This window comes from Streptomyces sp. NPDC006314 (assembly GCF_040613075.1).
Taxonomy (GTDB): Bacteria; Actinomycetota; Actinomycetes; order Streptomycetales; family Streptomycetaceae; genus Streptomyces.
In genome coordinates, this window is sequence record NZ_JBEXRL010000019.1 from 1 (window position 1) to 26840 (window position 26840).

The 26840-nt window shown below is 70.6% G+C and carries 23 protein-coding genes; 10 read left to right on the plus strand and 13 right to left on the minus strand.

From position 1 onward, the window contains the following. Positions 1-51 precede the first annotated feature (51 nt). Entirely contained in the window at positions 52-2388 is a 2337-nt protein-coding gene (locus ABZ079_RS28430; RefSeq protein ID WP_356942289.1) for a transglycosylase domain-containing protein, read from the minus strand. A gap of 555 nt (positions 2389-2943) precedes the next feature. Here ABZ079_RS28430 and wblA point away from each other — a divergent pair. After that, positions 2944-3282, plus strand: coding sequence for a transcriptional regulator WblA (wblA, locus tag ABZ079_RS28435; protein ID WP_356151450.1), 339 nt, complete (start codon positions 2944-2946; stop codon positions 3280-3282). A 309-nt stretch (positions 3283-3591) separates the two neighbouring features. Here wblA and ABZ079_RS28440 read toward each other — a convergent pair whose 3' ends face one another. Both ABZ079_RS28440 and ABZ079_RS28445 read right to left on the minus strand, forming a co-directional pair. Then, complete coding sequence (locus ABZ079_RS28440; protein WP_356942290.1) at positions 3592-4944, minus strand: ArsA family ATPase; 1353 nt, start codon at positions 4942-4944, stop codon at positions 3592-3594. Next, a complete protein-coding gene (locus ABZ079_RS28445) occupies positions 4941-5918 on the minus strand; it encodes an ArsA-related P-loop ATPase (protein ID WP_356942291.1) in 978 nt (325 codons plus the stop codon). The genes ABZ079_RS28440 and ABZ079_RS28445 overlap by 4 nt, the downstream gene beginning before the upstream one ends. Positions 5919-6129: 211 nt before the next feature. Here ABZ079_RS28445 and ABZ079_RS28450 point away from each other — a divergent pair, with 211 nt between their 5' ends. The 4 genes from ABZ079_RS28450 to ABZ079_RS28465 all read left to right on the plus strand — a co-directional run bounded on the left by ABZ079_RS28450 (position 6130) and on the right by ABZ079_RS28465 (position 8569). Beyond that, positions 6130-6294, plus strand: coding sequence for a DUF4177 domain-containing protein (locus tag ABZ079_RS28450; RefSeq protein ID WP_353601518.1), 165 nt, complete (start codon positions 6130-6132; stop codon positions 6292-6294). After that, entirely contained in the window at positions 6291-6755 is a 465-nt protein-coding gene (locus tag ABZ079_RS28455; protein ID WP_356942292.1) for a RidA family protein, read from the plus strand. Before ABZ079_RS28450 ends, ABZ079_RS28455 begins: the two co-directional genes overlap by 4 nt. Positions 6756-6821: 66 nt before the next feature. After that, the gene (locus ABZ079_RS28460; RefSeq protein WP_356942293.1) at positions 6822-7742 is read left to right on the plus strand and encodes an NUDIX hydrolase; all 921 of its coding nucleotides are present in this window, start codon (positions 6822-6824) and stop codon (positions 7740-7742) included. Beyond that, positions 7739-8569: an MBL fold metallo-hydrolase gene (locus ABZ079_RS28465; RefSeq protein WP_356942294.1), complete on the plus strand. Its 831-nt coding sequence runs from the start codon at positions 7739-7741 to the stop codon at positions 8567-8569. The genes ABZ079_RS28460 and ABZ079_RS28465 overlap by 4 nt, the downstream gene beginning before the upstream one ends. 82 nt (positions 8570-8651) lie before the next feature. Here ABZ079_RS28465 and ABZ079_RS28470 read toward each other — a convergent pair whose 3' ends face one another. Both ABZ079_RS28470 and ABZ079_RS28475 read right to left on the minus strand, forming a co-directional pair. Beyond that, a complete protein-coding gene (locus ABZ079_RS28470; RefSeq protein WP_356942295.1) occupies positions 8652-9470 on the minus strand; it encodes a nucleotidyltransferase domain-containing protein in 819 nt (272 codons plus the stop codon). Between the two features lie 165 nt (positions 9471-9635). Further along, positions 9636-10310 (minus strand): Crp/Fnr family transcriptional regulator, encoded by a 675-nt coding sequence (locus ABZ079_RS28475; protein WP_014674022.1) that lies wholly within the window; start codon positions 10308-10310, stop codon positions 9636-9638. A 528-nt stretch (positions 10311-10838) separates the two neighbouring features. On the opposite strand from ABZ079_RS28475, the gene nth reads away from it, so the two are divergent. The 3 genes from nth (at position 10839) to ABZ079_RS28490 (ending at position 13741) form a co-directional block, all read left to right on the plus strand. Continuing rightward, positions 10839-11675: an endonuclease III gene (gene nth, locus ABZ079_RS28480; RefSeq protein ID WP_356942296.1), complete on the plus strand. Its 837-nt coding sequence runs from the start codon at positions 10839-10841 to the stop codon at positions 11673-11675. Between the two features lie 54 nt (positions 11676-11729). Continuing rightward, positions 11730-12425 carry a CoA pyrophosphatase gene (locus ABZ079_RS28485; protein ID WP_356942297.1) on the plus strand — a complete coding sequence of 232 codons (696 nt, stop codon included), beginning with the start codon at positions 11730-11732 and terminating at the stop codon, positions 12423-12425. 116 nt (positions 12426-12541) lie between these two features. Then, on the plus strand, positions 12542-13741 hold the full coding sequence (locus tag ABZ079_RS28490) for a MarP family serine protease (protein WP_356942298.1): 1200 nt from the start codon (positions 12542-12544) through the stop codon (positions 13739-13741). A 16-nt stretch (positions 13742-13757) separates the two neighbouring features. Here the strand turns inward: ABZ079_RS28490 and ABZ079_RS28495 are convergent, their stop codons facing one another. From ABZ079_RS28495 to ABZ079_RS28520, 6 genes are all read right to left on the minus strand, one after another. Further along, positions 13758-13937, minus strand: coding sequence for a hypothetical protein (locus tag ABZ079_RS28495; protein ID WP_129307738.1), 180 nt, complete (start codon positions 13935-13937; stop codon positions 13758-13760). A gap of 151 nt (positions 13938-14088) precedes the next feature. Continuing rightward, positions 14089-15024, minus strand: coding sequence for an alpha/beta hydrolase (locus tag ABZ079_RS28500; protein WP_356942299.1), 936 nt, complete (start codon positions 15022-15024; stop codon positions 14089-14091). After that, positions 15021-15509: a phage holin family protein gene (locus ABZ079_RS28505; protein ID WP_356942300.1), complete on the minus strand. Its 489-nt coding sequence runs from the start codon at positions 15507-15509 to the stop codon at positions 15021-15023. Before ABZ079_RS28505 ends, ABZ079_RS28500 begins: the two co-directional genes overlap by 4 nt. Positions 15510-15656: 147 nt before the next feature. Then, on the minus strand, positions 15657-17099 hold the full coding sequence (gene nhaA / locus ABZ079_RS28510) for a Na+/H+ antiporter NhaA (protein WP_356942301.1): 1443 nt from the start codon (positions 17097-17099) through the stop codon (positions 15657-15659). Positions 17100-17298: 199 nt separating this feature from the next. After that, positions 17299-19254, minus strand: coding sequence for an acetate--CoA ligase (gene acs, locus ABZ079_RS28515; protein ID WP_356942302.1), 1956 nt, complete (start codon positions 19252-19254; stop codon positions 17299-17301). Positions 19255-19370: 116 nt separating this feature from the next. After that, the gene (locus ABZ079_RS28520) at positions 19371-21722 is read right to left on the minus strand and encodes a SulP family inorganic anion transporter (protein ID WP_356942303.1); all 2352 of its coding nucleotides are present in this window, start codon (positions 21720-21722) and stop codon (positions 19371-19373) included. 336 nt (positions 21723-22058) lie between these two features. Between ABZ079_RS28520 and ABZ079_RS28525 the strand changes: the two genes are divergently transcribed. Beyond that, positions 22059-23324: a hypothetical protein gene (locus tag ABZ079_RS28525; protein ID WP_356942304.1), complete on the plus strand. Its 1266-nt coding sequence runs from the start codon at positions 22059-22061 to the stop codon at positions 23322-23324. A gap of 2 nt (positions 23325-23326) precedes the next feature. Here ABZ079_RS28525 and ABZ079_RS28530 read toward each other — a convergent pair whose 3' ends face one another. Then, positions 23327-24307: an ATP-binding protein gene (locus tag ABZ079_RS28530; protein ID WP_356942305.1), complete on the minus strand. Its 981-nt coding sequence runs from the start codon at positions 24305-24307 to the stop codon at positions 23327-23329. A 100-nt stretch (positions 24308-24407) separates the two neighbouring features. On the opposite strand from ABZ079_RS28530, the gene ABZ079_RS28535 reads away from it, so the two are divergent. Further along, positions 24408-25232 (plus strand): oxidoreductase, encoded by an 825-nt coding sequence (locus ABZ079_RS28535; protein WP_356942306.1) that lies wholly within the window; start codon positions 24408-24410, stop codon positions 25230-25232. Positions 25233-25564: 332 nt separating this feature from the next. Here the strand turns inward: ABZ079_RS28535 and ABZ079_RS28540 are convergent, their stop codons facing one another. After that, the gene (locus ABZ079_RS28540; RefSeq protein WP_356942307.1) at positions 25565-26395 is read right to left on the minus strand and encodes an HAD-IB family hydrolase; all 831 of its coding nucleotides are present in this window, start codon (positions 26393-26395) and stop codon (positions 25565-25567) included. Positions 26396-26840: the final 445 nt, after the last annotated feature.

Here is a 26840-nt window from a genome sequence, read left to right on the forward strand (position 1 = left end):
GGGCCGCACCCCTTCCGAGGGGTGCGGCCCCGCCGCCGTACCTGCGGAGACCTAGCCTTGCCGGCCCCCGTTGCCACGCCCGTTGCCGCCGCCGTTGCTCTGGCCCTGGATGAAGTTGCCGGGGAGGGAGAAGGTCGGCGTCGGGAAGGTGCCACCGATGGCGCCGGTGGTCGTGTCACCCGTGGTGGCACCGTCACTGGTGCCCCCGTCCGTCAGGCCGCCGATCAGTCCGCCGATCACCTGTCCCGTGTCCCCGTTGTTCCCGTCGTTCGCCCCCCTGTCCCCTTTTCCCCGGCCGTCCCCGTTGTCCTCGTCGGGGATGTCGACCAGGTTGAAGTCCGGCGCGGGCCTGCCCTCCAGGGCGCCGCTCATCATGTCGCGCCAGATCGGGCCCGGGACCTCACCACCGAACACCTTGTCGTGCGGGACGCCGCCGATGGAGATGTTGATCATCTTGCGCTTGTGCTGCGGGTCGCCGACCCAGACCGCGCCCGCCATGTTCGGGGTGTAACCGACGAACCAGGCCGCGAAGCGCTCGTCCGTCGTACCCGTCTTGCCCGCGCTCGGGCGGCTGCCGAGACCGGCCTCCTGACCCGTACCGTCCTCGACCACGCCCTTGAGGAGCGTGCTGACGGTGTCGGCGGTCGTCTCCGACATCGCGCGCGAGCAGGTCGACTTCGGCACCTCCAGGGACTTCTGCTCCCTGCCGGCCTTCTGGGTGATCGACTCGATGGCGATCGGGGTGCAGTACATGCCGCGCGAGGCGAAGGCGGCGTACGCGCTCGCCATCGTCAGCGGGGACATCTCCTGGGTGCCGAGCGCGATGGAGGGGGCCTGCTGGATCTTGCGGCCGTCCGCGCGCGCCACACCCATCTTCTTGGCCAGGTCGGTGACGGGGCAGATGCCGATGTCGCTGATCAGCTGCACGTAGTAGGTGTTGACCGACTTGGCGGTCGCCTCTTTCATGCCGTACGGGCCGTGCTCCGACTCGTTCTCGTTGGTCAGCTTGGTCGGCTTGCGCGGGTCGTCACGCCAGAACTTGCCGTCGCACTTCGCCACCGGGCTCGGGTACGTCATCTCGTACGGCGACGAGTACTGCTGCGTCGCGGGCTTGCCGCCCTCGATCGCGGCCGCCGCCACGATCGGCTTGAACGTCGAGCCGGGCTGATAGCCGGCGCCGCCGCCCATGTCCTGGTTCACGGACAGGTTGATCGACGTCTCGTGGTTCTTGGTGTTGACGCCGTACGGGCGGGACTGCCCCATGGCGAGGATCTTGCCGGTGCCGGGCTCGACGATGGTCGCGGCGGTCGCGACGGAGTCGCTCTTGTAGACGTGCTGTTTGACGGACGCCTGCACGGACCGCTGCGCCTGCGGGTCGAGCGTCGTACGGATCGTCAGACCGCCCTGGTTCCAGAGCTTCGCCCGGGCCTCCTTGGTCTTCCCGAAGGTCCGGTCGGTCAGGACGACCTGGCGCACGTAGTCGCAGAAGAAGCCGGCGCCCTTCACCGCGGTGATGCAGCCGTTCTTGGCGCGGCTGGGGTGCAGCGCCAGCGGCTTCTCCTTGGCCTCGTCGGCTTCCTGCTGGGAGATGTCGCCGAGCTCCGCCATGCGCTGCAGGACGACGTTGCGCCGCTTGGTGGCCTCGGCCTCGTCGTTGACCGGGTCGTAGCGGCTCGGGGACTGCACGATGCCGGCCAGCAGCGCGGCCTCCTGCACGTTCAGGTCCTTGGCGTGCTTGGAGAAGTAGCGCTGGGCGGCGGCCTCTACGCCGTAGGCCTGCTCGCCGAAGAAGGTGATGTTGAGGTAGTTCTCGAGGATCTTCTTCTTCCCGAGTTTGTCCTCGATCTGGATCGCGTACTTCAGCTCGCGGATCTTGCGGCCGAGAGTCTGCTGGGTGGCCTCGGCGACCTTCGTCGGGTCGTCGCCGGCCTCCTCGATGAAGTAGTTCTTCACCAGCTGCTGGGTGAGCGTGGAGGCGCCCTGGGCGACCCCGCCGCTCTGCGCGTTCTTGTTCAGCGCGCGCAGCACGCCCTTGAGGTCGACCGCGCCGTGCTTGTAGAAGCGCGAGTCCTCGATCGCGACGATCGCCTTCTGCATGTACGGCGAGATGTCCTTGAGGTCGACCACCGTACGGTCGCGGGAGTAGACGGTCGCGACCTTCTGGCCCCGAGCGTCCAGGATCGTCGTGCGCTGACTCAGCTGGGGGCTTTTCAGGCTGGCCGGGATCTCGTCGAAGCTCTTGACCGAGCCCTTGGCCGCGAGGCCCAGCGCACCGGCCGCGGGCAGCGCGATGCCCGCCATCACGGCTCCCGCGAGCACACTGACACCGAGGAACTTGGCGGCCTGCTGCGTCGCCGACAGGCCACCGCCCGAGCGCTTCTTTGGCATGGGGGCAGCCTAATCCGTACTTATGAGCGTTCCGAGGGACCGGCTCCCTGTCGGGATGTTCGGGTGCCGGATCGTGACGTACGGGCGGAGCGCGACGGACAGCGCCGCTAGCACCGGACCGCGGCGGTCCGCGACTCGGTATGACAAATCAAGACGCCTACGTTCGCATTTTCCGGACACGCGCGCAGGCGTTGGCCTAAGCTGCTCTCAACTGTCACAGCAGTGCGGCCACGTATCAATACGTCCGGCGACCCCGAATCGTTCCGGTCGTGCCCCGTTTTTCTGAGGGGGACGTGTCCGAATCCGCCTCGTGTGTCACCTGGCGCCCGGTGTGGCGCACCACAGCTGTCCCGGATTGCCGGGATGGTCGCATATGTCGCCAGCTCACTCCCGCGGGTGATCTGCCGCTTACCCATAGTCCGTTCGGGCCATTCAAGATTGGGCCCGAAGGGGGTGTTGCGCTGTGCCCACCTTCCGTAACGTCCTCAACTGGCGGCGGTGAATATGCCGCTGCCGCCGTGGGGGAGCCTCGATTCGGGAGAGGACGGCGCCGGTATGGGCTGGGTAACCGACTGGAGTGCGCAGGCCGCCTGCCGCACTACCGATCCGGATGAACTGTTCGTTCAGGGAGCAGCGCAGAACAGGGCCAAGGCGGTGTGCACCGGGTGCCCGGTACGCACCGAATGCCTGGCCGACGCGCTGGACAACCGCGTCGAATTCGGCGTGTGGGGAGGCATGACGGAACGGGAGCGCCGCGCACTGCTGCGCCGGCGGCCCACGGTGACCTCCTGGCGCAGGCTGCTGGAAACCGCTCGCTCGGAGTACGAGCGGGGTGTCGGGATCGTGCCCCTCGACAACGACGAGGTGTACGAGAACTACGCGGCGGTGAGCTGAGGGCATCACCCTCCGGCGCGCCCCGGAGGCACATCACCCCGATCCGGCATACGCCACGGGAAGATTCAGGCGCACGCCACGGGAAACCTGGGTCAGGCACATGCCCGGGGCGAAACGCGGCCTGCCATGGGGCACGAGAGGCGTCGACCGGGCCTACGCCTGGAGAGCCACGAGCGGCCCACGGCCCCGCCGCAGCCGCGCGCTACGACCGTACGCGCACGCCTGCGCGCTGGTCGGCTCCGACTGCGCTCCGGTACGCGCGTATGCGCCCAGGCGCGTACGACTGCGCGTAGCCGTCCGTGGAGGGAGCTACGCCGACTCCGTCCGCCCCACCGCACCCGCGGCCAGCAGGGAGCCGATGTCACGCAGACCCGTGAGGTCGTGGACGTCGCCGGGCAGTGCGGGTACGTCGACCACCGCCACCTCGGGGTGGCGGGCGGTGAACCGGTCGCGCGTGCGCTGCTCGCGCGAGAGCAGCTGCATGCGCTCGGCGTGCAGCCTCAGCAGGCCCGCGGTGAGCCGGTCGACGGTGCACTCCGTTTCGGCGGGAGAGCCTTCCGGTTCGGCGGGGGAGCCTTCCTCGGAAGCGGTGTCACCGGCTGCTGCCTCGGGTGCGGAAGTGCCTGAACTGCCGTACGTGTCGGGAGAGTTACGAAGTCCAGCTTTCCCGCCCCCCTGATCCACAATGCGGGCGTCCTCAAGATTTTCCGCAGCGGCGAGCGCCCGCTCGGCCGACAGCCGGCCGGCGCCGCTCCCGTGGACCCGATTCAGCACCAGACCGACCAGCGGCATGTTCTCCGCGGCCAGCCGCTCCACGAAGTACGCGGCCTCGCGCAGCGCGTCCCGCTCCGGGGCCGCCACCACCAGGAACGCCGTACCGGGCGCCTGGAGCAGCTTGTACGTGGCGTCCGCGCGCGTACGGAAACCACCGAAGGTGGTGTCCATGGCGGACACGAACGTCTGCACGTCCTTCAGCAGCTGACCGCCCAGCAGCTTGCCCAGCGTGCCGGTCATCATCGACATGCCGACGTTCAGGAAGGCCATGCCCGCGCGGCCGCCCAGTTTGGCCGGCGCGGTGAGCAAGCGGATCAGCCGGCCGTCCAGGAAGGAGCCGAGCCGCTTGGGCGCGTCCAGGAAGTCCAGCGCCGACCGGGACGGCGGGGTGTCGACGACGATCAGGTCCCACTCGTCCTTCGCCCGCAGCTGGCCCAGCTTCTCCATCGCCATGTACTCCTGCGTGCCCGCGAAGCCCGCCGAGAGCGACTGGTAGAAGGGGTTCGCCAGGATCGCGGCCGCCCGCTCGGAATCCGCGTGCGCCTCCACGACCTCGTCGAAGGTGCGCTTCATGTCGAGCATCATGGCGTGCAGTTCGCCGTCGCCCTCGGTGCCCTTCACCCGGCGTGGCACATTGTCGAGGGAGTCGATGCCCATCGACTGGGCCAGCCGTCTGGCCGGGTCGATGGTCAGGACGACCACCTTGCGGCCCCGCTCGGCCGCTCGGAGCCCGAGGGCCGCCGCGGTCGTCGTCTTGCCGACCCCGCCCGAGCCACAGCACACCACGATCCGCGTCCCGGGGTCGTCCAGCAGCGGGTCGATGTCGAGCGCACGTGCGGGGGAGAGGCGACGGGCCGTGTCCTGCGCCTCGGCCGGGTCCGGACTCATGACAACCCCTGCTTCCGCAGTTCCGTGGCGAGTTCGTACAGGCCCGCGAGGTCCATGCCCTCGGCGAGCAGCGGCAGTTCGTTCAGCGGCAGGCCCAGCTCGCCGAGGACCGCGCGCTGCTCCTGCTCCAGCGCGTACCGCTCGGCGTACTCGGCCGCCTGGTCCAGCAGCGGGACCACCAGCTTCTCGGCGTTCCCGCCCCGCCGGGCCCCGCCGAGGCCCGCGGCCGAGAGCGCCTGTGCTACTGAGGAACGCTCCACGGTCCGTACGAGTTCCAGGTCGGCCGCGTCCAACACCTGCGGTCTGACCATGTTCACGATGACCCGGCCCACCGGCAGTCGCGCCGCGCGGAGTTCGGCGATGCCGTCGGCGGTCTCCTGGACCGGCATCTCCTCCAGCAGCGTCACCAGGTGCACCGCCGTCTCCGGCGACTTGAGCACCCGCATCACCGCCTGCGCCTGATTGTGTATCGGGCCGATCTTCGCGAGGCCCGCCACCTCGTCGTTGACGTTCAGGAAGCGGGTGATGCGGCCGGTCGGCGGGGCGTCCATGACCACGTGGTCGTACGCGAACCGCCCCTTCTTGTCCTTGCGGCGCACCGCCTCGCACGCCTTGCCGGTCAGCAGGACGTCCCTGATGCCGGGTGCGATGGTGGTGGCGAAGTCGATGGCGCCCAGCTTCTTCAGGGCTCTGCCCGCCCCGCCCAGCTTGTAGAACATCTGGAGGTAGTCCAGAAGGGCCAGTTCGGGGTCTATGGCGAGGGCATGCACCTCCCCGCCGCCTGGAGCGACGGCGATCTTCCGCTCCTCATAGGGCAACGCCTCCGTCTCGAAGAGCTGTGCGATGCCCTGCCGGCCCTCGACCTCCACGAGAAGCGTCCGCTTCCCCTCGGTCGCGAGGGCCAGCGCGAGGGCGGCGGCGACCGTCGTCTTTCCGGTCCCGCCCTTGCCGCTGACGACCTGGAGCCTGCTCACGCCTTCGAGACTAACCAGTCCGGGCGACACTCACGCGGGAGGCTGTGGATAACGGCGGTCATAGTCGGCCACGTGTTCGGTGGAAAACGGCCGTCGCGGTCGGCCATGTGGCCGGTGGCGGAGAGCGGTCGCGGTCGGCCATGTGGCCGGTGGCGGAGAGGGCCGTGGTCGGCCGCCTGCCCCTGTGGCCACAGCGGCTACAGTCGGCCTCATGACCAAGAAGTGGGAATACTCGACCGTGCCGCTGCTCGTCCATGCCACGAAGCAGATCCTGGACACCTGGGGCGAGGACGGCTGGGAGCTCGTCCAGGTCGTGCCGGGGCCCAACAACCCCGAACAGCTCGTGGCCTACCTGAAGCGGGAGAAGCAGGCGTGAGCGCGGTCGAGGCCAAACTGGCCGAAATGGGCCTGACCCTGCCGGAGGTCGTACCGCCGCTGGCGTCGTACCAGCCGGCCGTACGGTCCGGTGTGTACGTCTACACCGCGGGCCAGCTGCCGATGGTGGAGGGCAAGCTCCCGGTCACCGGCAAGGTGGGCGCGGAGGTCACGCCGGAAGAGGCCAAGGACCTGGCCCGCGTCTGCGCGCTGAACGCGCTGGCCGCCGTGAAGTCCGTCACCGGCGACCTGGACCGCATCGCGCGCGTGGTGAAGGTGGTCGGTTTCGTCGCCTCGGCGTCCGACTTCACCGGGCAGCCCGGTGTCGTCAACGGCGCCAGCGAACTGCTCGGCGAGGTCCTCGGCGACAAGGGCGTGCACGCCCGCAGCGCGGTCGGCGTCGCGGTGCTGCCGCTGGACGCGCCGGTCGAGGTCGAGATCCAGGTGGAACTCGCCCAGTAGCCCACCGCGGCCCGCTGACCTCGGGCACCTCTCGAACATTCGCCCTATACGGGATAGCCTCCGGCCATGGCGAACGGTCAGTGGTACCCCCCCGAGTGGCCGGACCGCATCCGCGCGCTCGCGGACGGCACCCTCACCCCGGTGACCCCCCGGCGCGCGGCCACGGTGCTGCTCCTGAAGGACACCGCGGACGGCCCGGTCGTCCACATGCTGCGCAGACGCGCCTCCATGGCCTTCGCCGGAGGCGCGTACGCGTATCCCGGCGGCGGTGTCGACCCGCGCGACGACGACCGCCAGGTCCGCTGGGCGGGCCCCACGCGCGCGTGGTGGGCCGAGCAGCTGGGAGTGGACGAGCACGGCGCCCAGGCCATCGTCTGCGCGGCCGTACGGGAGACCTACGAGGAGGCCGGCGTGCTGCTCGCCGGGCCCGACGCGGGCTCGGTCGTCGGCGACACCACCGGCGAGGACTGGGAGGCGGACCGGGCCGCCCTGGTAGCGCGTGAGCTGTCCTTCGCCGAGTTCCTGGACCGGCGCGGCCTGGTGCTGCGCTCGGACCTGCTGGGCGCCTGGACCCGCTGGATCACCCCGGAGTTCGAGGCCCGCCGCTACGACACCTGGTTCTTCGTGGCCGCCCTCCCCGAGGGGCAGCGCACCCGGAACGCCTCGACGGAGGCCGACCGCACGGTGTGGATCCGCCCCGAGGAGGCCGCCGGCGGCTACGACCGGGGCGAGCTGCTGATGATGCCGCCCACCATCGCCACGCTGCGCCAGCTGCTTCCGTACGCCACCGCCGCCGAGGCGCTGGCGGCCGCCCCCGCGCGCGACATGACGGCGGTGCTGGCGAGCGCCCGCCTCCAGGACGGCGGGATCGTCCTGTCCTGGCCGGGGCACGACGAGTTCACCAAGCACATCCCGACGGCCGGGACGACCGCGGTGACGCCGGCTGGGACGACCACTCCGACGACGACCGGGGGAGGCCCCGCATGACCGACGCAGCAGCCCTGCCGGGCCAGCCCCGGGGCGCCGTCCTGTCGGGCCCGGCCACCGAACGGGCCATCAACGTCCTCGCGCCCAACGCCTCCGCGATGACCCTCGACGGCACCAACACCTGGATCGTCGCCGAGCCCGGCTCCGAGCTCGCCGTGGTGATCGACCCGGGCCCGCTGGACGACGGCCACCTGCGTACCGTCGTGGACACGGCGGAGAAGGCCGGCAAGCGCATAGCCCTGACCCTGCTCACCCACGGGCACCCCGACCACGCCGCGGGCGCCGCCCGCTTCGCCGAACTGACCGGTACGCGCGTGCGTGCCCTCGATCCGGCGCTGCGGCTCGGCGACGAGGGCCTGGCCGCCGGGAACGTGATCACCGTCGGCGGCCTGGAGCTGAGGGTCGTACCGACCCCCGGACACACCGCGGACTCGCTGTGCTTCCATCTCCCGGCCGACCGGGCGGTGCTGACCGGCGACACCATCCTCGGGCGCGGGACGACGGTCGTGGCGCATCCCGAGGGGCGGCTCGGCGACTATCTGCACTCGCTGCGGCGGCTGAGGTCCCTCACGGTGGACGACGGCGTGCACACCGTCCTGCCGGGCCACGGCCCGGTCCTGGAGGACGCCCAGGGCGCCGTCGAGTTCTACCTGGCACACCGCGCCCACCGGCTCGCCCAGGTGGAGACGGCGGTCGAGGACGGCTACCGCACCGCGGCCGAGGTCGTCGCCCATGTCTACGCCGACGTGGACCGCTCGCTGTGGCCGGCGGCGGAACTGTCGGTGCGGGCCCAGATGGAGTACCTGAGCGAGCACGGGCTGATCTGAGGGCGTCTTCCGGTTCCCGGCCATCCGATGCGCCGGCCTGATCCACCGATCTGATCCGCCGGCCTTCACCGGGAGACACCCGTCAGTCCGGCCGCGCGGTCTTGACGCCGTGCACGCGCGTGTACTCCTCGGCGAGCCAGGGCCCGAGGTCGTCGACGTACGACCGCAGCACCACCGGGTCGCCGAGGGGCTCGTAGCCGTACTCCGCCGCCGTACGCAGCTGTGCGGCCCGCTCGGGGTAGTACGCGCCGAACGCCCCGGCCATCTCCCGCAGGTCGCTCGTCCAGCCGTTCCAGCGGGGCATCACGAGCGTGAAGCCGGTGCGGACGAGGTGCCGTGACATGAAGCGCACGAGCGGCCGGCGGGCCTCCTCGGTGTCCCGGGCCTGCTCGATCCGCTCCCGCCAGTGCGGCAGCCACCGGGCGAGGTCGCCGTTGGTCTCGCGGGCCAGCAGGGAATCGGGGCGGTAGCGGGGCAGGTACGCGGCCAGGTCGTCGCCGAGCAGCGGGGTGCACAGGCAGGCGACGAACCAGCCCAGGTCGTACCGCTCCAGCTCGCTCAGCAGCCGGTCCCGGCCGTAGAGCAGCGTGCCGACGCCGTCGATCTGCGGGAACTCCTTGTCGACGGTCTTGCCGAGGACTCGGACGGCCTCCCGGTCGGCTTCGCCCGGCTCCTCGCCGAGGGCGACGAACAGATCCAGGTCGCTGCGTCCCACGCGCGCGGTACCGCGCGGAATCGACCCGTAGAGGTAGGCGCTGTGCAGTCGGGCACCGAAGACGTCCAGGAGCCGGTCGCGGGCCGCCGCGACGACCGGGCGGAAGGCGACGGGCACGCGCGCGAGGGACCCTTCGCGGGCGATGTGACCCAGGGCGTCCAGGCCCCGGGACGAGGGATCGGTCATGGGGCCACGGTGCCGCGCACACCGGCCCCGGTCAGCTGGTTTTCGGGCGCGGGCGGGGAAAGACGGGCCGTTCGGGGGCGGGAGCCCCAGCAACGGCGGGCACGACAGCGGGGCCCGGCTTCCAAAGAGCGGGCAGGCGCCACTGCCGTACGGCCAAAACCGGCGTCAGCGCGACCGCTTGGCCAGGCGCTCCACGTCCAGCAGGATCACGGCCCGCGCCTCCAGCCGGAGCCAGCCGCGCTGGGCGAAGTCCGCGAGGGCCTTGTTCACGGTCTCGCGGGAGGCGCCGACCAACTGGGCCAGCTCCTCCTGGGTGAGGTCGTGGACGACGTGGATGCCCTCCTCGGACTGCACGCCGAAGCGGCGGGAGAGATCCAGCAGGGCGCGCGCCACACGGCCGGGGACGTCGGAGAAGACCAGGTCGGACATGGCGTCGTTGGTCTTGCGCAGCCGGCGGGCGACGGCGCGCAGCAGGGCGCCGGCCACCTCGGGGCGCGCGTTCAGCCAGGGCTGGAGGTCGCCGTGGCCGAGACCGAGCAGCTTGACCTCGGTCAGCGCGGTCGCGGTCGCGGTGCGCGGTCCCGGGTCGAACAGCGACAGCTCGCCGATCAGCTCTCCGGGTCCGACGACGGCGAGCATGTTCTCGCGGCCGTCGGGGGAGGTGCGGTGCAGCTTCACCTTGCCCTCGGTGACGACGTACAGCCGGTCACCGGGGTCGCCCTCGTGGAACAGGGAGTCGCCACGTGCGAGGGTCACCTCGCTCATGGAGGCGCGGAGCTCGGCGGCCTGCTCGTCGTCGAGAGCCGCGAAGAGCGGGTTGCGCCGCAGAACGTCGTCCACGAGTTCTCTCCTTGTCGACCTGCTCAGGGGATCTTGCTCCCCCATGTGCCAGGGGTCCGTGTTCCCCATTTTGCCGGACGGTCCAAACAGTGTGATCTGTCACAAGGATGCCGTACAGGTGTCCCAAGGTAAGCGGCAGGGGTCCAATCGGGGGCCGATCTTCCACATCCCGGGCGGTGGCCACTGCCCGGCCGGGTGCCCGAACAGCCGGTGGGAGTGCGGCCCAGGGGGCTGTTCGGGGCTTCTCGAGGGGTGGCACACGACGATTCCGCTGTGGGCGAACGACATTCTGTAATTGGGACAAATCGTATGAATCAGACTAGTCCCTGCCGGTGATCGCACGGTCCGGACATCGTTTGGTGCGCTGATCGCATCGGTCGGCGGGCTGGGCAGGGGAGGACATGAGGGGAGAGCAGGGACAGCACCGGGTGGCCGCTTTCGGGGCCCGCCGGGGGAGCGGTCGTCCGACGGGCCGGTCGTCCCGGTGATCGGCCACGGGCGCCACTCCCGTCGGCGTAGCCTTCGTGCATGGCAGTGAGCAAGGTGCGCAAGGCGGCGACGGCGGTGACCGAGGCCGTGAAGCCATGGAAGCCGGAGTCGCGGACGGCGCTCGTGCGACGGGCGCGCAAGATCAACCGCGAACTCGCCGAGGTGTATCCGTACGCCCACCCCGAGCTGGACTTCGAGAACCCCTTCCAACTGCTGGTCGCCACCGTGCTGTCGGCCCAGACCACCGACCTGCGGGTCAACCAGACCACCCCGGCGCTGTTCGCCGAGTACCCGACCCCGGAGGACCTTGCCGCCGCCAACCCGGAGGAGGTCGAGGAGATCCTGCGCCCCTGCGGCTTCTTCCGGGCCAAGACCCGGTCGGTCATAGGGCTGTCCAAGGCGCTCGTGGAGGGCTTCGGCGGTGAGGTGCCCGGGAGGCTGGAGGACCTCGTCAAGCTGCCGGGTGTCGGCCGCAAGACCGCCTTCGTCGTCCTCGGCAACGCCTTCGGCCGGCCCGGGATCACCGTGGACACGCACTTCCAGCGGCTGGTACGGCGCTGGCGGTGGACCGAGGAGACAGACGCGGACAAGATCGAGGCCGCCGTCGGCGCGCTGTTCCCGAAGAGCGAGTGGACCGATCTGTCCCACCACGTCATCTGGCACGGCCGCCGCATCTGCCACGCCCGCAAGCCTGCCTGCGGCGCCTGCCCGATCGCCCCGCTGTGCCCGGCCTACGGCGAGGGCGAGACCGACCCGGAGAAGGCGAAGAAGCTCCTGAAGTACGAGAAGGGCGGCTTCCCCGGCCAGCGGCTGAACCCGCCACAGGCCTATCTCGACGCGGGTGGCACACCGGCGCCCCCCCTGGGGGCCGCGTGACGGAACGATCCCGAGGCCCTCGGGCGTTGGACGGGCAGAGCGACGGGGGTGGCGATGACGAGGGCCAGTGAGACGCGGGGCGGTGCGGTGACGCTCAGCAAGGAGGGGCTGCCGGACTGGCTCGACCCGGTCGTGCGGGCCGCCGAGACGGTCGAGCCGCTCCAGCTCAGCCGCTTCCTGCCGCCGGAGAACGGCTCGGGACGGCAGTCCGCGGTGCTGATCCTGTTCGGTGAGGGGGAGCGCGGCCCGGAGCTGCTGCTGATGGAGCGGGCCGGCTCGCTGCGCTCGCACGCCGGGCAGCCGTCCTTCCCGGGCGGCGCGCTCGATCCCGAGGACGGCGACCCGCAGGGCGAGGGTCCACTGCGGGCCGCGCTGCGCGAGGCCGAGGAGGAGACCGGTCTCGATCCCTCCGGTGTCCAGCTCTTCGGCGTCCTGCCCGCCCTCTACATCCCGGTCAGCGGCTTCGTCGTCACACCCGTGCTCGGCTGGTGGCGTGAGCCCAGCCCGGTCGGTGTCGTCGACCCGAACGAGACCGCCCGCGTCTTCACCGTCCCCGTGGCGGATCTCACGGACCCCGCCAACCGCGCCACCGCCGTCCACCCCAGCGGGCACAGAGGTCCGGCATTCCTGGTCGAATCGGCCCTGGTCTGGGGTTTCACGGCCGGGGTGATCGACCGACTGCTGCACTACGCGGGCTGGGAGCGCCCCTGGGACCGGGGACAACAGGTCCCGCTCGACTGGCGCGCATGACAGGGTGATCCCCGTGCTGTATCCCCCGGGGGACGCTGTGTCCCACCACCACTGCGTGGCGGGCCGGCCCCCGGTCGAGTTGCTGGGAGCGGAGTGAGTAGGCGAGGCCTGAAGCGGTGAACGTGCTGGACATCCTGTTGCTGGTCGCGGCCGTGTGGTTCGCGGTCGTGGGCTACCGCCAGGGATTCGTCGTCGGCATCCTGTCGGTGATCGGGTTCCTGGGCGGCGGCCTCGTCGCCGTGTACACGCTGCCCGTCATCTGGGACGCCGTGACCGACAATGCGGAGGTCGGCATCACCGCCGCCGTCGTCGCGGTGGTCGTCGTCATCGTCTGCGCCTCCATCGGCCAGGCCCTGACCACCCACCTCGGCAGCAAGCTGCGCCGGCACATCACCTGGTCCCCCGCCCGCGCCCTGGACGCCACCGGCGGCGCGCTGGTCAACGTCGTCGCGATGCTGCTGGTCGCCTGGCTGCTCGGCTCCGCTCTCGCCGGTACGACCCTGCCGACGCTCGGCAAGGAGGTGCGCGGCTCCAAGGTGCTCATCGGCGTCTCCCGGGCGCTGCCCGCGCAGGCCGACACCTGGTTCGCGGACTTCTCCTCCGTCCTCGCGCAGAACGGCTTCCCGCAGGTCTTCAGCCCGTTCTCCAACGAGCCGATCAAGGACGTCCGGCCACCGGACCCCGCCCTCGCGCGCAGCCCGGTCGCCACCAGCGCCCAGCGGTCCATCGTCAAGGTCACCGGCACGGCCCAGAGCTGCGGCAAGGTCCTGGAGGGCACCGGCTTCGTCTTCGCCGACCGCCGGGTCATGACCAACGCGCACGTCGTCGGAGGCGTGGACGCGCCGAGCGTGCAGATAGGCGGCGAAGGCCGCAAGTACGACGCCAAGGTCGTCCTGTACGACTGGGAGCGTGACATCGCCGTCCTCGACGTACCGGACCTGAAGGCGAACGCCCTCGAGTTCACCGGCAAGGACGCGGCCGGTGGCGACGGCGCGATCGTCGCGGGCTTCCCGGAGAACGGCTCCTACGACGTGCGCGCCGCGCGGGTGCGTGGGCGCATCACCGCGAACGGCCCGGACATCTACCACCGTGGCACGGTCCGCCGCGACGTCTACTCGCTGTACACGACAGTCCGCCAGGGCAACTCCGGCGGCCCGCTGCTCACGCCCGACGGCAAGGTGTACGGCGTGGTCTTCGCCAAGTCCCTCGACGACGCGGACACCGGCTACGCGCTGACGGCGGACGAAATCCAGTCCGACGTCGAGCGGGGACGCACGGCGAACGAGCAGGTGGGTACGGACAACTGCGCCCTGTGATCCCCGGAACGGGCGTTCAGCCGCGCGGGTGACGCAGACGCATCGAGACCCAGCGGGCCCGGCGGCGCAGGATGCGCGGGATCCCCACCCGGAGGTCCGCTTCCGCCAGTTGCGGCGTGCCTCGCTGAGGCGTGCTCAGACCAGCGGCCGAGCGGCGGTTGCGGGGTGCGTCACTGTAGTCGTGCGTCCAGCCCATACCCGGACGTGTGCCCCCGGCTCATGGTCGATAATCGCCTCCGCGCCCCCCAATTGGCCTATGCGGCAGGCATGTGGCCGTTCGGGGGACAAGTGTTCACTAATCGGATACTCCACGCATCGGCCCTGTCACCCTGCGGTCACCGCGGCGCTCACCGGTCGGGCTCGGGGTCCTTGAGCCAGTTGACCAGCTCGGTGGAGAACGCCGCCGGGTCCTCCTCGTGGGGGAAGTGGCCGAGACCGTCGAACAGGCGCCAGCGGTACGGCGCTTCGACGTACTCGCCCGAACCGGCCGCGCTGCGCGTCCGGGTCACCGGGTCCAGCGAGCCGTGCAGATGCAGCGTGGGCACCCGCACCGGCCGCTTCATCCGGCGGTAGAACTGGACGCCGTCCGGGCGGGCCAGCGAGCGCACCAGCCAGCGGTACGGCTCGATCGCGCAATGCGCCGTGGAGGGGACGCACATGGCCCGCTGGTACGTCTCCACGGTCTCGTCCTCCGGCAGCCGCGGCCCGGACCAGTCCCGGATCAGACGGCCCACCAGCTCCCCGCCGTCGGCCGTGAGTTGACGCTCCGGGATCCACGGCCGCTGGAATCCCCAGATGTAGGAGTTGGCGGCCGTCTGCCGGGCGTCCCGGAGCATCGCCGCTCGCCACCGCCGCGGATGCGGCATCGACACCACGGCGAGGCGCCTGACGAGCTTGGGCCGCATCGTGGCCGCCGTCCACGCCAGATAGCCGCCCAGGTCGTGGCCGACCAGCGCGGCGTCCGGCTCACCGAGCGAGCGGATCACACCGGTGACGTCCAGGGCGAGGTTGGCGGGGTCGTACCCGCGGGGCGTGCGGTCGCTGCCGCCGACGCCCCGCAGGTCCATCGCCACCGCCCGGTAGCCCGCGTCCGCGAGGGCGACGAGCTGGTGCCGCCAGGTCCACCAGAACTGCGGGAAGCCGTGCAGGAGCAACACCAGGGGGCCGTCGCCGAGTTCGGCGATGTGGAAGCGGGCGCCGTTCGCGGCGACGTCCCGGTGTGTCACCTTCTGCCCGTGGGGCAGGTCGATCCGTACGGCCGAGGGGGCGGAGGGGTCCGTCATGAGGATGAGCGTGCCACAGCCTCGATGGCCGCAGGGGTGCGGTCCTCGGGCAGCTCCGGCCGCGGGTGAGGCTTGGCGTTCTGCAGGACGCCCGCAGTCTCCTTCATCGAGGTCGCCACCTTCTGCGGGCCCCGCCCCTTCTTGGCCTTCTTCGCGAACACCGCGCCGATCAGCGCGAGGAGGCCGGCGACCAGCACGTTGGCCGCGAAGGACAGCATGAAGCAGATCGCCAGGTTCCAGTGGCTCCAGGTGCGGATGCCGTAGGCGAGGGCGAAGTTGAGCATGGGCAGGGAGAACAGCAGCACCGCGCCCGCCAGCGAGAAAGCGCCGCCGCTCACCGCGCCGCGCTTCACGTCCCGCTTGAGCTGGGCCTTGGCCAGCGCGATCTCGTCGTGCACCAGCGCCGACAATTCGGTCGTCGCCGAGGCGAACAGCTGGCCGATGCTGCGTTCGGCGCCGACCGGGCTGCCGTCGGGTGCGCTCATCGCGTTCTCCCTCTGAGGTTTCTCGTGCCGCAAGTGTGCCCTGTTGGGTGGCCGTGGTGCTCGTAGGCCGGGTGCGTGGCCGTCGTGCCCGGGTGGCCGTGGGTGGGCCGCCCAGCTCGTGTGGCCGTCTTGTACCGTCTCGTCAGATCATGCCGGACGGTCGCCCTCCTCGCCTGCCCCGCCCGGCACTTCCGCAAGCCCGTGGCGCGCCGCGGCCGCCCGCTCGGCGGCGATCCGCCGGTGTTCGGCGGCCTTGCGCTCGTGGATCTCGGCCATGCGCAGGTGGTACGCCGGGTCGTCCTGGGCGTAGACGTCCGGGATGCCGTCGAGGTCCTCGTCGCGCTCCTCTTCCTCCCACAGCCTGCGGTACTTGGCGTTGCGTATCTTCAGCAGCACCGTCGCACACACCGCCGCGATCAGTGATCCGGTGAGCACCGCCGCCTTTACCTCGTCGGTGAGGACGGCGTCGCCGTCGAAGGCCAGTTCGCCGATGAGCAGCGACACCGTGAAACCGATCCCGGCGAGGGAGGCCACCGCGAAGATGTCCGCCCAGGCGAGGTCGTCGCTGAGCGAGGCCCGGGTGAAGCGGACGGTCAGCCAGGCGCCGCCGAAGATTCCGAGCGTCTTGCCGACGACCAGGCCGAGGACGACGCCGAGCGTCTCCGACCGGGTGAACACGTCCCCGAGCGCCCCGCCGGAGAGCGACACCCCGGCGCTGAACAGCGCGAACAGCGGCACGGCGAGCCCGGCCGACAGAGGCCGCACCAGGTGCTCGATGTGCTCGCCCGGCGAGCGCTCCTCATCCTCCCGGGTGGTGCAGCGCAGCATCAGGCCCATCGCCACACCGGCGATGGTGGCGTGCACACCGCTGTTGTACATCAGCGCCCAGACCGCCACGGCGAGCGGCACGTACACGTACCAGCCGCGCACGCCCCTGCGCAGCAGCAGCCAGAAGACCACGAGGCCCGTGGCGGCCCCGCCGAGCGCGGCGAAGTCCAGCCGGTCGGTGAAGAAGATCGCGATGATCAGGATCGCGAAGAGATCGTCGACGACCGCGAGGGTGAGCAGGAAGGCGCGCAGGGCGCTGGGCAGCGCGGTGCCGATGACCGCGAGGACGGCGAGCGCGAAGGCGATGTCGGTGGCGGTGGGCACCGCCCAGCCCTGCAGGGAGCCGCGCCCGGGGAGGTTGGTCAGGAGGTAGACGAGCGCCGGTACGGCCATGCCGCACAGCGCCGCCGCCATGGGCAGCACGGCCGCCTTCGGGTCGCGCAGGTCCCCGGCGACCAGCTCGCGCTTGAGCTCGATGCCGGCGACGAAGAAGAACACGGCGAGGAGGCCGTCGGCGGCCCAGTGGGCGAGGGAGAGGTGCAGACCGAGCGCGCCGGGGCCGAAGTGCAGGTGGCTCACCGTCTCGTAGCTGTGGTGCAGGGCGGGGATGTTCGCCCAGGCCAGCGCCGTGACGGCGGCGATGAGCAGCAGGACGCCGCCGACGGTCTCGGTGCGCAGCGCGTCCGCGACGAAGGTCCGCTCGCGCAGGGACAGGCGTCCGAGGACCTTACGAGGGGACATCGGGGTGCGGGGGGCGGTCACGGCGGGACCTCCGGTGGCTGGACAGGACGGCTCACATGCCGACCAGACTTCCCGGCGCACCTGTGGATCTTGTCGCGTCCTTGACGCTCTTATCACCTTACCCAACAGGGCGGCCGGGACCGGTGCTCTCACGTTAGACGCAGAAGGGGGCACCCGGCGCGTCGTCGTCCGGGTGCCCCTTCGGGCCCTGCTGTGCGGGTCAGTCCTCGCTCGGCGCCGCCGGGAGCTTGGTCTGGATGAGCTCCATGACCGTGGAGTCGGTCAGTGTGGTCACGTCACCGAGCTGGCGGTTCTCGGCCACGTCCCGCAGCAGCCGGCGCATGATCTTGCCGGAGCGGGTCTTCGGCAGCTCCGCCACCGGCAGGATCCGCTTGGGCTTGGCGATCGGGCCGAGCGTGGCGCCCACGTGATCGCGCAGCTCGCCGACGAGCGTCTCGGTCTCCGATGCCGTACCGCGCAGGATCACGAAGGCGACGATCGCCTGGCCGGTCGTCTCGTCGGCGGCGCCGACGACGGCCGCCTCGGCGACCGAGGGGTGCGAGACCAGGGCCGACTCCACCTCGGTGGTGGAGATGTTGTGCCCGGACACGAGCATGACGTCGTCCACCCGGCCCAGCAGCCAGATGTCCCCGTCGTCGTCCTTCTTGGCGCCGTCACCGGCGAAGTACTTGCCCTCGAAGCGGGACCAGTAGGTGTCGAGGAACCGCTGGTCGTCGCCCCAGATGGTGCGCAGCATGGCCGGCCACGGCTCGGTCAGCACCAGGTAGCCACCGCCGCCGTCGGGCACCTCGCTCGCCTCGTCGTCCACGACGGTCGCGCTGATGCCGGGCAGCGGACGCTGCGCCGAACCGGGTTTGGCCTCGGTCACGCCCGGCAACGGCGAGATCATCATCGCGCCGGTCTCGGTCTGCCACCACGTGTCCACGACGGGCGTCTTGTCGGCACCGATGTGCTTGCGGTACCAGATCCACGCCTCGGGATTGATGGGCTCGCCGACCGACCCCAGGACCCGCAGACTGCTGAGGTCGAACTTGGCGGGGATGTCGTCGCCCCACTTCATGAAGGTCCGGATCGCGGTCGGTGCGGTGTAGAGGATCGTGACCTTGTACTTCTGCACGATCTCCCAGAACCGGCCCTGGTGCGGGGTGTCCGGCGTGCCCTCGTACATGACCTGTGTCGCGCCGTTGGCCAGCGGCCCGTAGACGATGTACGAGTGCCCGGTGACCCAGCCGACGTCGGCCGTGCACCAGTACACGTCCGTCTCCGGCTTGAGGTCGAACACCGCCCAGTGGGTGTACGCCGTCTGGGTGAGGTACCCGCCGGAGGTGTGCAGGATGCCCTTCGGCTTACCCGTCGTGCCCGAGGTGTAGAGGATGAACAGCGGGTGCTCCGCCTCGAACGCCTCCGGGGTGTGCTCGGCGGACTGCCGCCCGACCAGCTCGTGCCACCAGATGTCGCGCTCGCCGCTCCAGGCCACGTCCTGTCCGGTACGGCGCACCACGAGCACGTGCTCGACGTTCCCCGCCTTCTCGACCGCCTCGTCCACGGCGGGCTTGAGCGCGGACGGCTTGCCGCGCCGGTAGCCGCCGTCGGCCGTGATGACGACCTTGGCGTCCGCGTCCTGGATACGGGTCGCGAGCGCGTCCGCCGAGAAGCCGCCGAAGACGACGGAGTGCGCGGCGCCGATCCGGGCCGAGGCCAGCATCGCGATCGCGGTCTCCGGGATCATCGGCATGTAGATGGCGACTCGGTCGCCCTTGCGGACACCCAGCTCCAGCAGGGCGTTGGCGGCCTGGGAGACCTCGTCCTTCAGCTCCGCGTAGGTGATCGAGCGGCTGTCGCCGGGCTCGCCCTCGAAGTGGATGGCGACGCGGTCCCCGTGCCCGGCCTCCACATGCCGGTCCACGCAGTTGTACGCGACGTTCAGCTCGCCGTCCCTGAACCACTTGGCGAACGGCGGGTTCGACCAGTCCAGCGTCTCGGTCGGCGCCTTGGCCCAGGTCAGCCTGCGGGCCTGCTCGGCCCAGAAGCCGAGCCTGTCAGCCTTGGCCTGTTCATACGCCTCCGCGGTGACGTTGGCGTGCGCTGCCAGGTCGGCGGGGGGCGCGAACCTGCGTTCTTCCTTGAGCAGGTTGGCCAGGCTCTCGTTGCTCACGACATCTCCCTTTCCAAGGGTGTCCGTTGTGTCCCAGGCCACAGCTCATCAGACGGGGGGGCCGATGACAAGGGTCGGCCGGAAAATTGGTTTAGACCTGTCTGGACGTCCGCCGTTCACACCGCACTGCGTACCTCTTCACACTCCGTGACGCCTTCGCCGGCGCTTCCGGTGACGCCTTCCGTGACGTCCTCGAAGACCGTGCCTCCTTCCGTCCGGGCGAGCAGATACGCCTGCGCCTCCCCTACATGGAAGTACATGCCGTGCAGTTCCAGTTCGCCCCTGGCCAGCGCCCGGGCGACCGGGGCGTGCGCCCGCAGGTGATCCAGCTGCTGAACCACATTGATCAGGCACAGCTGCTCCACCGCGTCCGCGGGCGCCCGCACGGCCAGCCGGGGCCAGGCGCGGCGGTCGCCGGCCATCCGCGCGAGGCTGGGCAGCCCGTGCCGCAGCCACCGCCGCAACGGGGTGCCCCCGCCCGCGCTCTCCGCGGCCAGCAGCGCCTGCATCGCCCCGCACCCGGAGTGCCCGCACACCGTGATGGAGCGCACCCCGAGCACGTCCACCGCGTACTCGATGGCGGCCGCCACCGAGTCGTCGCCGCACTCCTCGGCCGGCGGCGGCACTAGGTTGCCGACGTTGCGGACGACGAACAGGTCGCCGGGACCACTGGCGGTGATCATCGACGTGACGAGCCGGGAGTCGGCGCAGGTGAGGAAGAGATGTGAGGGCTGCTGGCCCTCCCGGGCGAGCCGCGCCAGCTCCTCCCGCACCAGCGGCGCGGTATTGCGCTGGAACGAGCTGATGCCACGGGCCAGTTCCCGCGCCGCTTCCCGGCCTGCCGGGGCTGCCGGAGCCCCCGCGAAGCAGGACTGGTGATTGCGCCAGGGCGTCCAGGGCCGGCATCGGCACTCGTCGGACGCGGTCGGCTCGGCGGTCCGGATTCCGCCGCGCCGGCCCGACAGTTCGGCCGTGCCGCCCCGTGCGGTGTGGGAGCTGCGCCAGTCCTGCAGTGACTCGTACGCCGCGTGGTCCATGAACGATCCGTCCAACTCCACAACGGCGTGGGCGCCTTGGGGTACGAGATGCAGGGCTCTGCTGAGCCGGGGCACCGCGAGGAACGTCAGCTGGCCTCGTACACGTACGTGATGGACTCCTTCCTTGTCTTCATGAGTGATGCGGGTGTGGGTGAGGCGGTGCAGAGCGAGGGCGACCGCCACGGCGACCCCGAGGAGCACGCCCTCCAGGACGCCGAGGAGCACCACGCCGAGTGTGGTGGCGGCGTAGACCGGCACTTCGCGGTGGCGTGTCACCGTGCGGATGTGGTGGAGGGACACCATCTGGATGCCGACGGCCATCACCAGGGCGGCGAGGGAGGCGAGCGGGATCTCCTCCAGGACCGGGACCATCAGCAGCGCGGCGACTACTACGAGAACGCCGTGCAGCATCGTGGAGTTCCGGCTCACGGCACCGGAGTTCACATTCGCGGTGCTGCGCACGGCCACCCCGGCCACGGGCAGGCCGCCGAGCGCCCCGGAGACGATGTTGGCGGCGCCCTGACCCAGCAGTTCCCGGTCCAGATCGGAGCGGCCGACGCGGGACTGCGGGCCGGGCCGTGCGGCGACCAGCTTGTCCACGGCCACCGCGCCGAGCAGTGACTGCACGCTGCACACCAGGGTGGTGGTGAGCACGGCGGCCGCGATCCCGAGCACCGGGCCCTCGGGCAGTCCGGCCAGCGCATGACTGCGCCAGGACGGCAGGTCGACCCGGGGCAGGGTCAGACCCGCGAGGGTGGCGGTCGCGGTGGCGCCGGCGACGGCGACGAGGGCGGCCGGCACCTTGCGCAGTCCCTGGCCGACGCGGCCCGGGAGGCGCGGCCAGGCGAGAAGCAGGGCCAGGGTCAGCGCGCTCATGGACACGGCGGCCGGGTGCAGGTGGGCCAACTGGGCGGACAGTGCCCGCAGGTTGGCGAGGACGGAGCTGTCCGGGCTGCCGCCGAGGACGATGTGCAGCTGGGCGACGGCGATGGTGATGCCGATGCCGGCCAGCATGCCGTGCACCACGGCGGGGCTGACCGCGAGCGCGCCGCGTGCCACCCGCAGGCAGCCGAGGCCGAGCTGGGCGAGACCGGCGAGGACGGTGATGCAGCAGGTCGCCCGCCAGCCGTACCGGTGGATCAGATCGGCGGTGACGACGGTGAGCCCGGCGGCGGGGCCGCTGACCTGCAGGGGGCAGCCGCCGAGCCGGCCGGCGACCACTCCGCCCACGGCGGCGGCGACGAGGCCCGCCTGGAGCGGGGCGCCGGTGGCAAGGGCGATGCCCAGCGACAGCGGCAGGGCGATGAGGAACACCGCGACGGCGGCGGACACATCGGCGCCCTCGACGGGGAAGCGGCGGCGGCGCCCGGGAGCGGGGCTTTGCGGTGGGTGGGGGTGCTGGGCGTGAGGGGGTGTGCAGGTTGTCGGCATGTTCCCGTCTCCTCCGGGGCGGCGCGGTCGCGGACTGGGTGGGACCCGTGTCGTGGGGCGGGCTCGGTCGCGGCCGTGGGTCACGGCGTGCAGCGGCGGGATGAATCAACACTCGGTAAATGAACCGTAATGCAGAGTAAAGACAATGCATAACTTTTCAGGGCATCTGGCTCATCTAGTCACCCACTCGGATGAAGCGAGCATTTCATCGGCTTGTCGTATTAATTCCCTCTCGGGCCCGTGGGACCTTGGCGACGCTGTCGGTCCAAACCCGGCGCATAGCCACAAAGGCCCTCGTCAGCGTTCGTCTGAGAGAAGGAAGAAGGTGGGCGGAACATGGCCGCCACCCAGAGAATCGCCGTCGGTGCCATGGTCGCCGCGGCCTGTGCCACGTCGCTCGCCGGTTGTGCGAACGGCTCCCACGGCTCGAAGGAAGGAACGTCCGGCCCGCGGCGGGGAGCGCCGGCACCCAACAGCGCGCTCCGCCTGATCGGTGACGGATCCACCGCGTACACCGGCGGGCAGCCATACGTGCCCACGCCTGAGCGGCTGAAGCCCGGTCAGAAGCCCCCGCAGTTCGTGGTGTTCTCCTGGGACGGCGCCGGCGAGGACAGCCAGAAGCTGTTCTCCCACTTCCGCAAGGTCTCCAAGGAGAACCACGCGACGATGACGTACTTCCTCAGCGGCGTGTACATGCTGCCGGAGGAGAAGCGCGACCTCTACAGACCACCGCAGCACTCACGGGGCAGCTCGGAGATCGGCTTCAACGACGAGCAGGGCATCGCCGACACCGTCAAGCAGGTGCGGCTGGCCTGGCTCGAGGGCAACGAGATCGGCACCCACTTCAACGGCCACTTCTGCGGCCCCGGCGGCGGGGTCGGCGAATGGTCGGTGGAGGAGTGGAAGAGTGAGATCGCCCAGGCCAAGCAGTTCGTGAAGACCTGGAAGACCAACACCGGCATGGAGAAGGCGGCCCCCCTGCCCTTCGACTACGACAAGGAGCTGATCGGCGCCCGCACCCCCTGCCTCGAAGGGCAGAAGAACTTCATGAAGGCCGCACGCCAGCTGGGCTTCCGCTATGACTCCAGCGGCGTCAACGACCAGGTCTGGCCCAAGAAGAACCAGGGCCTGTGGGACTTGTCGATGCAGCTGGTGCCCTTCCCCGGCCATACCTATGAGCAGCTGACCATGGACTACAACTTCATGGTCACCCAGTCCGGCACCCAGACGCAGGGCGACCCCGACAAGTTCGACTACTGGGGCGATCAGATGCGCGACGGCCTGATCAAGGGCTTCTACCGCGCCTACGACGGCAACCGCGCACCCCTGATCATCGGCAACCACTTCGAGTCCTGGAACGGCGGCACTTACATGCGCGCCGTCGAAGAGGTGGTGCGGGAGGTGTGCAACAAGCCCGAGGTGCGCTGTGTCTCCTTCCATCAGTTGGTCGACTGGCTGGACGCCCAGGACCCCGAGACCCTGAAGAAGCTGCGCAGCCTCAAGGTGGGCGAAGCCCCCCGGCAGGGCTGGGCGTCCTTCCTCTCCGGCCGCCCGGCCCCGGCACCCAAGGGCGCCCCCGGGGCGCCGGCGGTCCAGCAGTAGCGTCACACGGGCGTTGCCACGCCCTCGCCGAGCACGAACCCGGGGTCGACCTGCGCAGCCAGGTCGGCCCCGGTGCGCTCGTTGCCCCACGCCTCGGCGTTCTTCAGGTGGAAGTGCACCATCTGACGTGTGTACCGCTCCCAGTCCCGCAGCTCGTACGTGGCGTCCGCGGTGGCGCGGAGGGTGTGCAGGGCACGCGAGTTGGCCTCCTCGAGGAGGTCGAACCGCGGCGGGCGGCCCTTCTCCATGGCGCGCACCCAGTCCGAGCGGCCGACCGTCACGAGCAGGTCGTCCCCGACCTCCGCGCGCAGAAAGTCGATGTCGTCCTGTTCCTGGATCTTGTTGCCGACGACCTTCAGTGCGACGCCGAAGTCACGGGCGTAGTCCTTGTACTGGCGGTAGACGGAGACCCCCTTCCGGGTCGGCTCGGCGACGAGGAACGTCATGTCGAAGCGGGTGAACATGCCGGAGGCGAAGGAGTCCGAACCGGCCGTCATGTCGACCACGACGTACTCGTCGGGGCCGTCGACGAGGTGGTTCAGGAACAGCTCTACCGCTCCCGTCTTGGAGTGGTAGCAGGCGACCCCCAGATCAGCGTCCGTGAAGGGGCCGGTGACCATCAAACGGACGGCGCCGCCGTCGAGTTCCACCGGACGCGCGCAGGCGTCGTAGATCGCGTTGGGTTCCCGCACCCGGACCAGCCGCGAGCCCTCCCCGGGCGGGGTCGTCTTGATCATCGTCGCGGTGGAGGCGATGCGCGGATTGCCACCGCGCAGATAGTCCTTGATCAGTGGCAGCCGTTCACCCATGGCGGGCAGCGCGGCCGCCTCCGCCTCGTCGAGGCCGAGCGCGGGACCGAGGTGCTGGTTGATGTCCGCGTCGATGGCGACGACCGGGGCACCGGCTGCCGCGAGGTGGCGGATGAAGAGGGAGGAGAGCGTGGTCTTGCCGCTGCCGCCCTTCCCGACGAAAGCAATTTTCATGTTCACGAAGCGTAGTCGCGTGATCGCTGTACGTGGCATGGGAAGTGAAGAAGACCACTCCTTCGTGGGGCTGGCCCGTGGGATGCGTACTGTCGTACTCATGAGTACGACAGGCGCGAACGCCGATCCGCTCGCGGCCCTGGGCTCGCTGCCCGGTGTGGCCGAGTCCGTGGAGTCCGTGCGCAAGGCCGTGGACCGGGTCTACGGGCACCGGATCATGCGGCGCCGCAGCAATGCGATCACCTCCGAGGCGGCCCTGCGCGGTGCCCGTGGCTCGGCGGCGCTGTCCGGCGCGGACTGGGCCCTCGAGGAGGTGCGGCGACGCACCGACTTCGGTGCCGACGCCGAGTCACGGGTCGTGGGCGCGGCCCTGCGGCTGTCGGCCGAGGGCGGACAGCTGCTGTCCATCTGGCGGCAGTCGCCCCTCCGGGTGCTGGCCCGCCTGCACCTGGTCGCCGCGGCGGACAAGGACGAGCAGGTCGGCAGACCCCGTCAGGCCGGCGAGGCGGTGGACGAGCCGCTGATCGAGCTGCCGCTGCCGGATGCCCGCGAGGTCTCCGGTCGCCTCGAGGGGCTGGCGGACCTGATCATCGCGGGGACGTCCGCGCCCGCGCTGGTGACGGCCGCAGTGGTGCACGGCGAACTGCTCGCGCTGCGCCCCTTCGTGTCCCACAACGGCCTGGTCGCGCGCGCGGCCGAGCGGATCGTGCTGATCGGCAGCGGCCTGGACCCGAAGGCGGTCTGCCCGGCCGAGGTCGGCCACGCAGAACTGGGCCGCGCCTCCTACCTGGCCGCACTGGACGGATACGTCTCCGGCACCCCAGAGGGTGTGGCCGCCTGGATCGCTCACTGCGGCAGGGCGATCGAGCTGGGTGTCCGTGAGTCGACGGCGGTGTGCGAGGCGCTGCAGCGCGGGGCGGCCTGAGGGTACCCCCCGACATGGGTTGCGGCGGTACGAGTTCTCGTACCGCCGCTGGCATGCTCACCCAGTTACCAAGCGTCCTCGATATATGCCCATCAGGTCGGGAACTTCGCCCGTCACCTGGTGCGGCTGGCCCGTAATCGACGGGTCGACGTCGCGTGGGTGCCCGGTGTTCATGCGGGGTCCGTGGGGCCAGGTGCGTAGGGGTAGGTGATCCTCACGGATGTCCTGTGGTCTCGCGGGCCTGAGTTCTTTGTACCGCGAGCCGGGAGTAAGCGGAACCCCTGCCTGCACTTCTTTACTTTCGGGTTCGAACGGGGTGAAACAGGCGCCGTTCAGGCGGTGCCGCGGCGCCGGCTGGCGTACCAGACGAGGCCGGCGGTCGCGGCGGCCGCTCCCACCGCCGCCATCGTGACCAGTGCCGGGCGGGGCGGGACCGAGAGCGTGGGCAGCCGCTTCTTGAGTGGGACCGGGCGGCGGAACTCCAGAACCGGCCACCCGCGCGCGAGTGCCTCGCGGCGCAGCGCGCGGTCCGGGTTCACGACGTGCGGGTGCCCGACCGCCCGGAGCATCGGCAGGTCGGTCGCGGAGTCGCTGTAGGCGTAGCAGCGGTCGAGGTCGTAGCCCTCGGACGCGGCCAGCTCCCTGATCGCCTCGGCCTTGGTCGGGCCGTAGGCGTAGTACTCCACCTCCCCGGTGAAGCAGCCGTCCTCGCCGACGACCATGCGGGTGGCCACCACCCGGTCCGCGCCCAGCAGGTCGCCGATCGGCTCGACCACCTCGGCGCCCGAGGTGGACACGATCACGACGTCCCGCCCGGCCGTGTGGTGCTCCTCGATGAGTGAGGCGGCCTCGTCGTAGATGATCGGGTCGATGAGGTCGTGCAAGGTTTCGGCGACGATCTCCCGCACCTGCTGGACGTTCCAGCCGCGGCACAGGGCGGACAGATACTCGCGCATGCGCTCCATCTGGTCGTGGTCCAGGCCGCCGGCCAGGAAGACGAACTGGGCATATGCGGTACGCAGCGCGGCCCTGCGGTTGATCAGCCCGCCTTGGTAGAAGGACTTGCTGAAGGTGAGAGTGCTCGACTTCGCAATGACCGTCTTGTCCAGGTCAAAGAAGGCTGCTGCGCGGGGCAGGGAGTGGTTTTCCACGTCCCTGAGCATATGCGCCCACCATTCGGCGTAAGGTGGGGCGCGTGGGTTTGCCTGAGAGGGCTCTCGGGTACACCATGGAAGTCACGGATCGTTCGCGACCGTGCTAACCCGGCCCGACTCCTCCCCCCCCGAGTCGGCCGTGGGGACGACCCCCGCTCTCCCCCCCGGCGGGGGTCGTCGCATGTCCGGGTGGGTTTTCTCGCTCCTCCCTCTCCCGTACGCGGTCGCGCGGCCGGCGCTGTGACGCTCCGGCCGCTTCTTCTGCATGCCCACAGTCCGTTACTCACGGTAATCGTAGGGATGCTCTGCGGAAGGCGTGCGGGGATCAGTGCGGGAGTCACCGGTATGGGTGACGGCGATATTCACAGCATCCGAGTTGTCCACTGTTTTCCACCAAGATCCACGAGATTTCGAGGATCGCTGCACCGTGATTCAAGCGCCTCCGGCCGCGGCG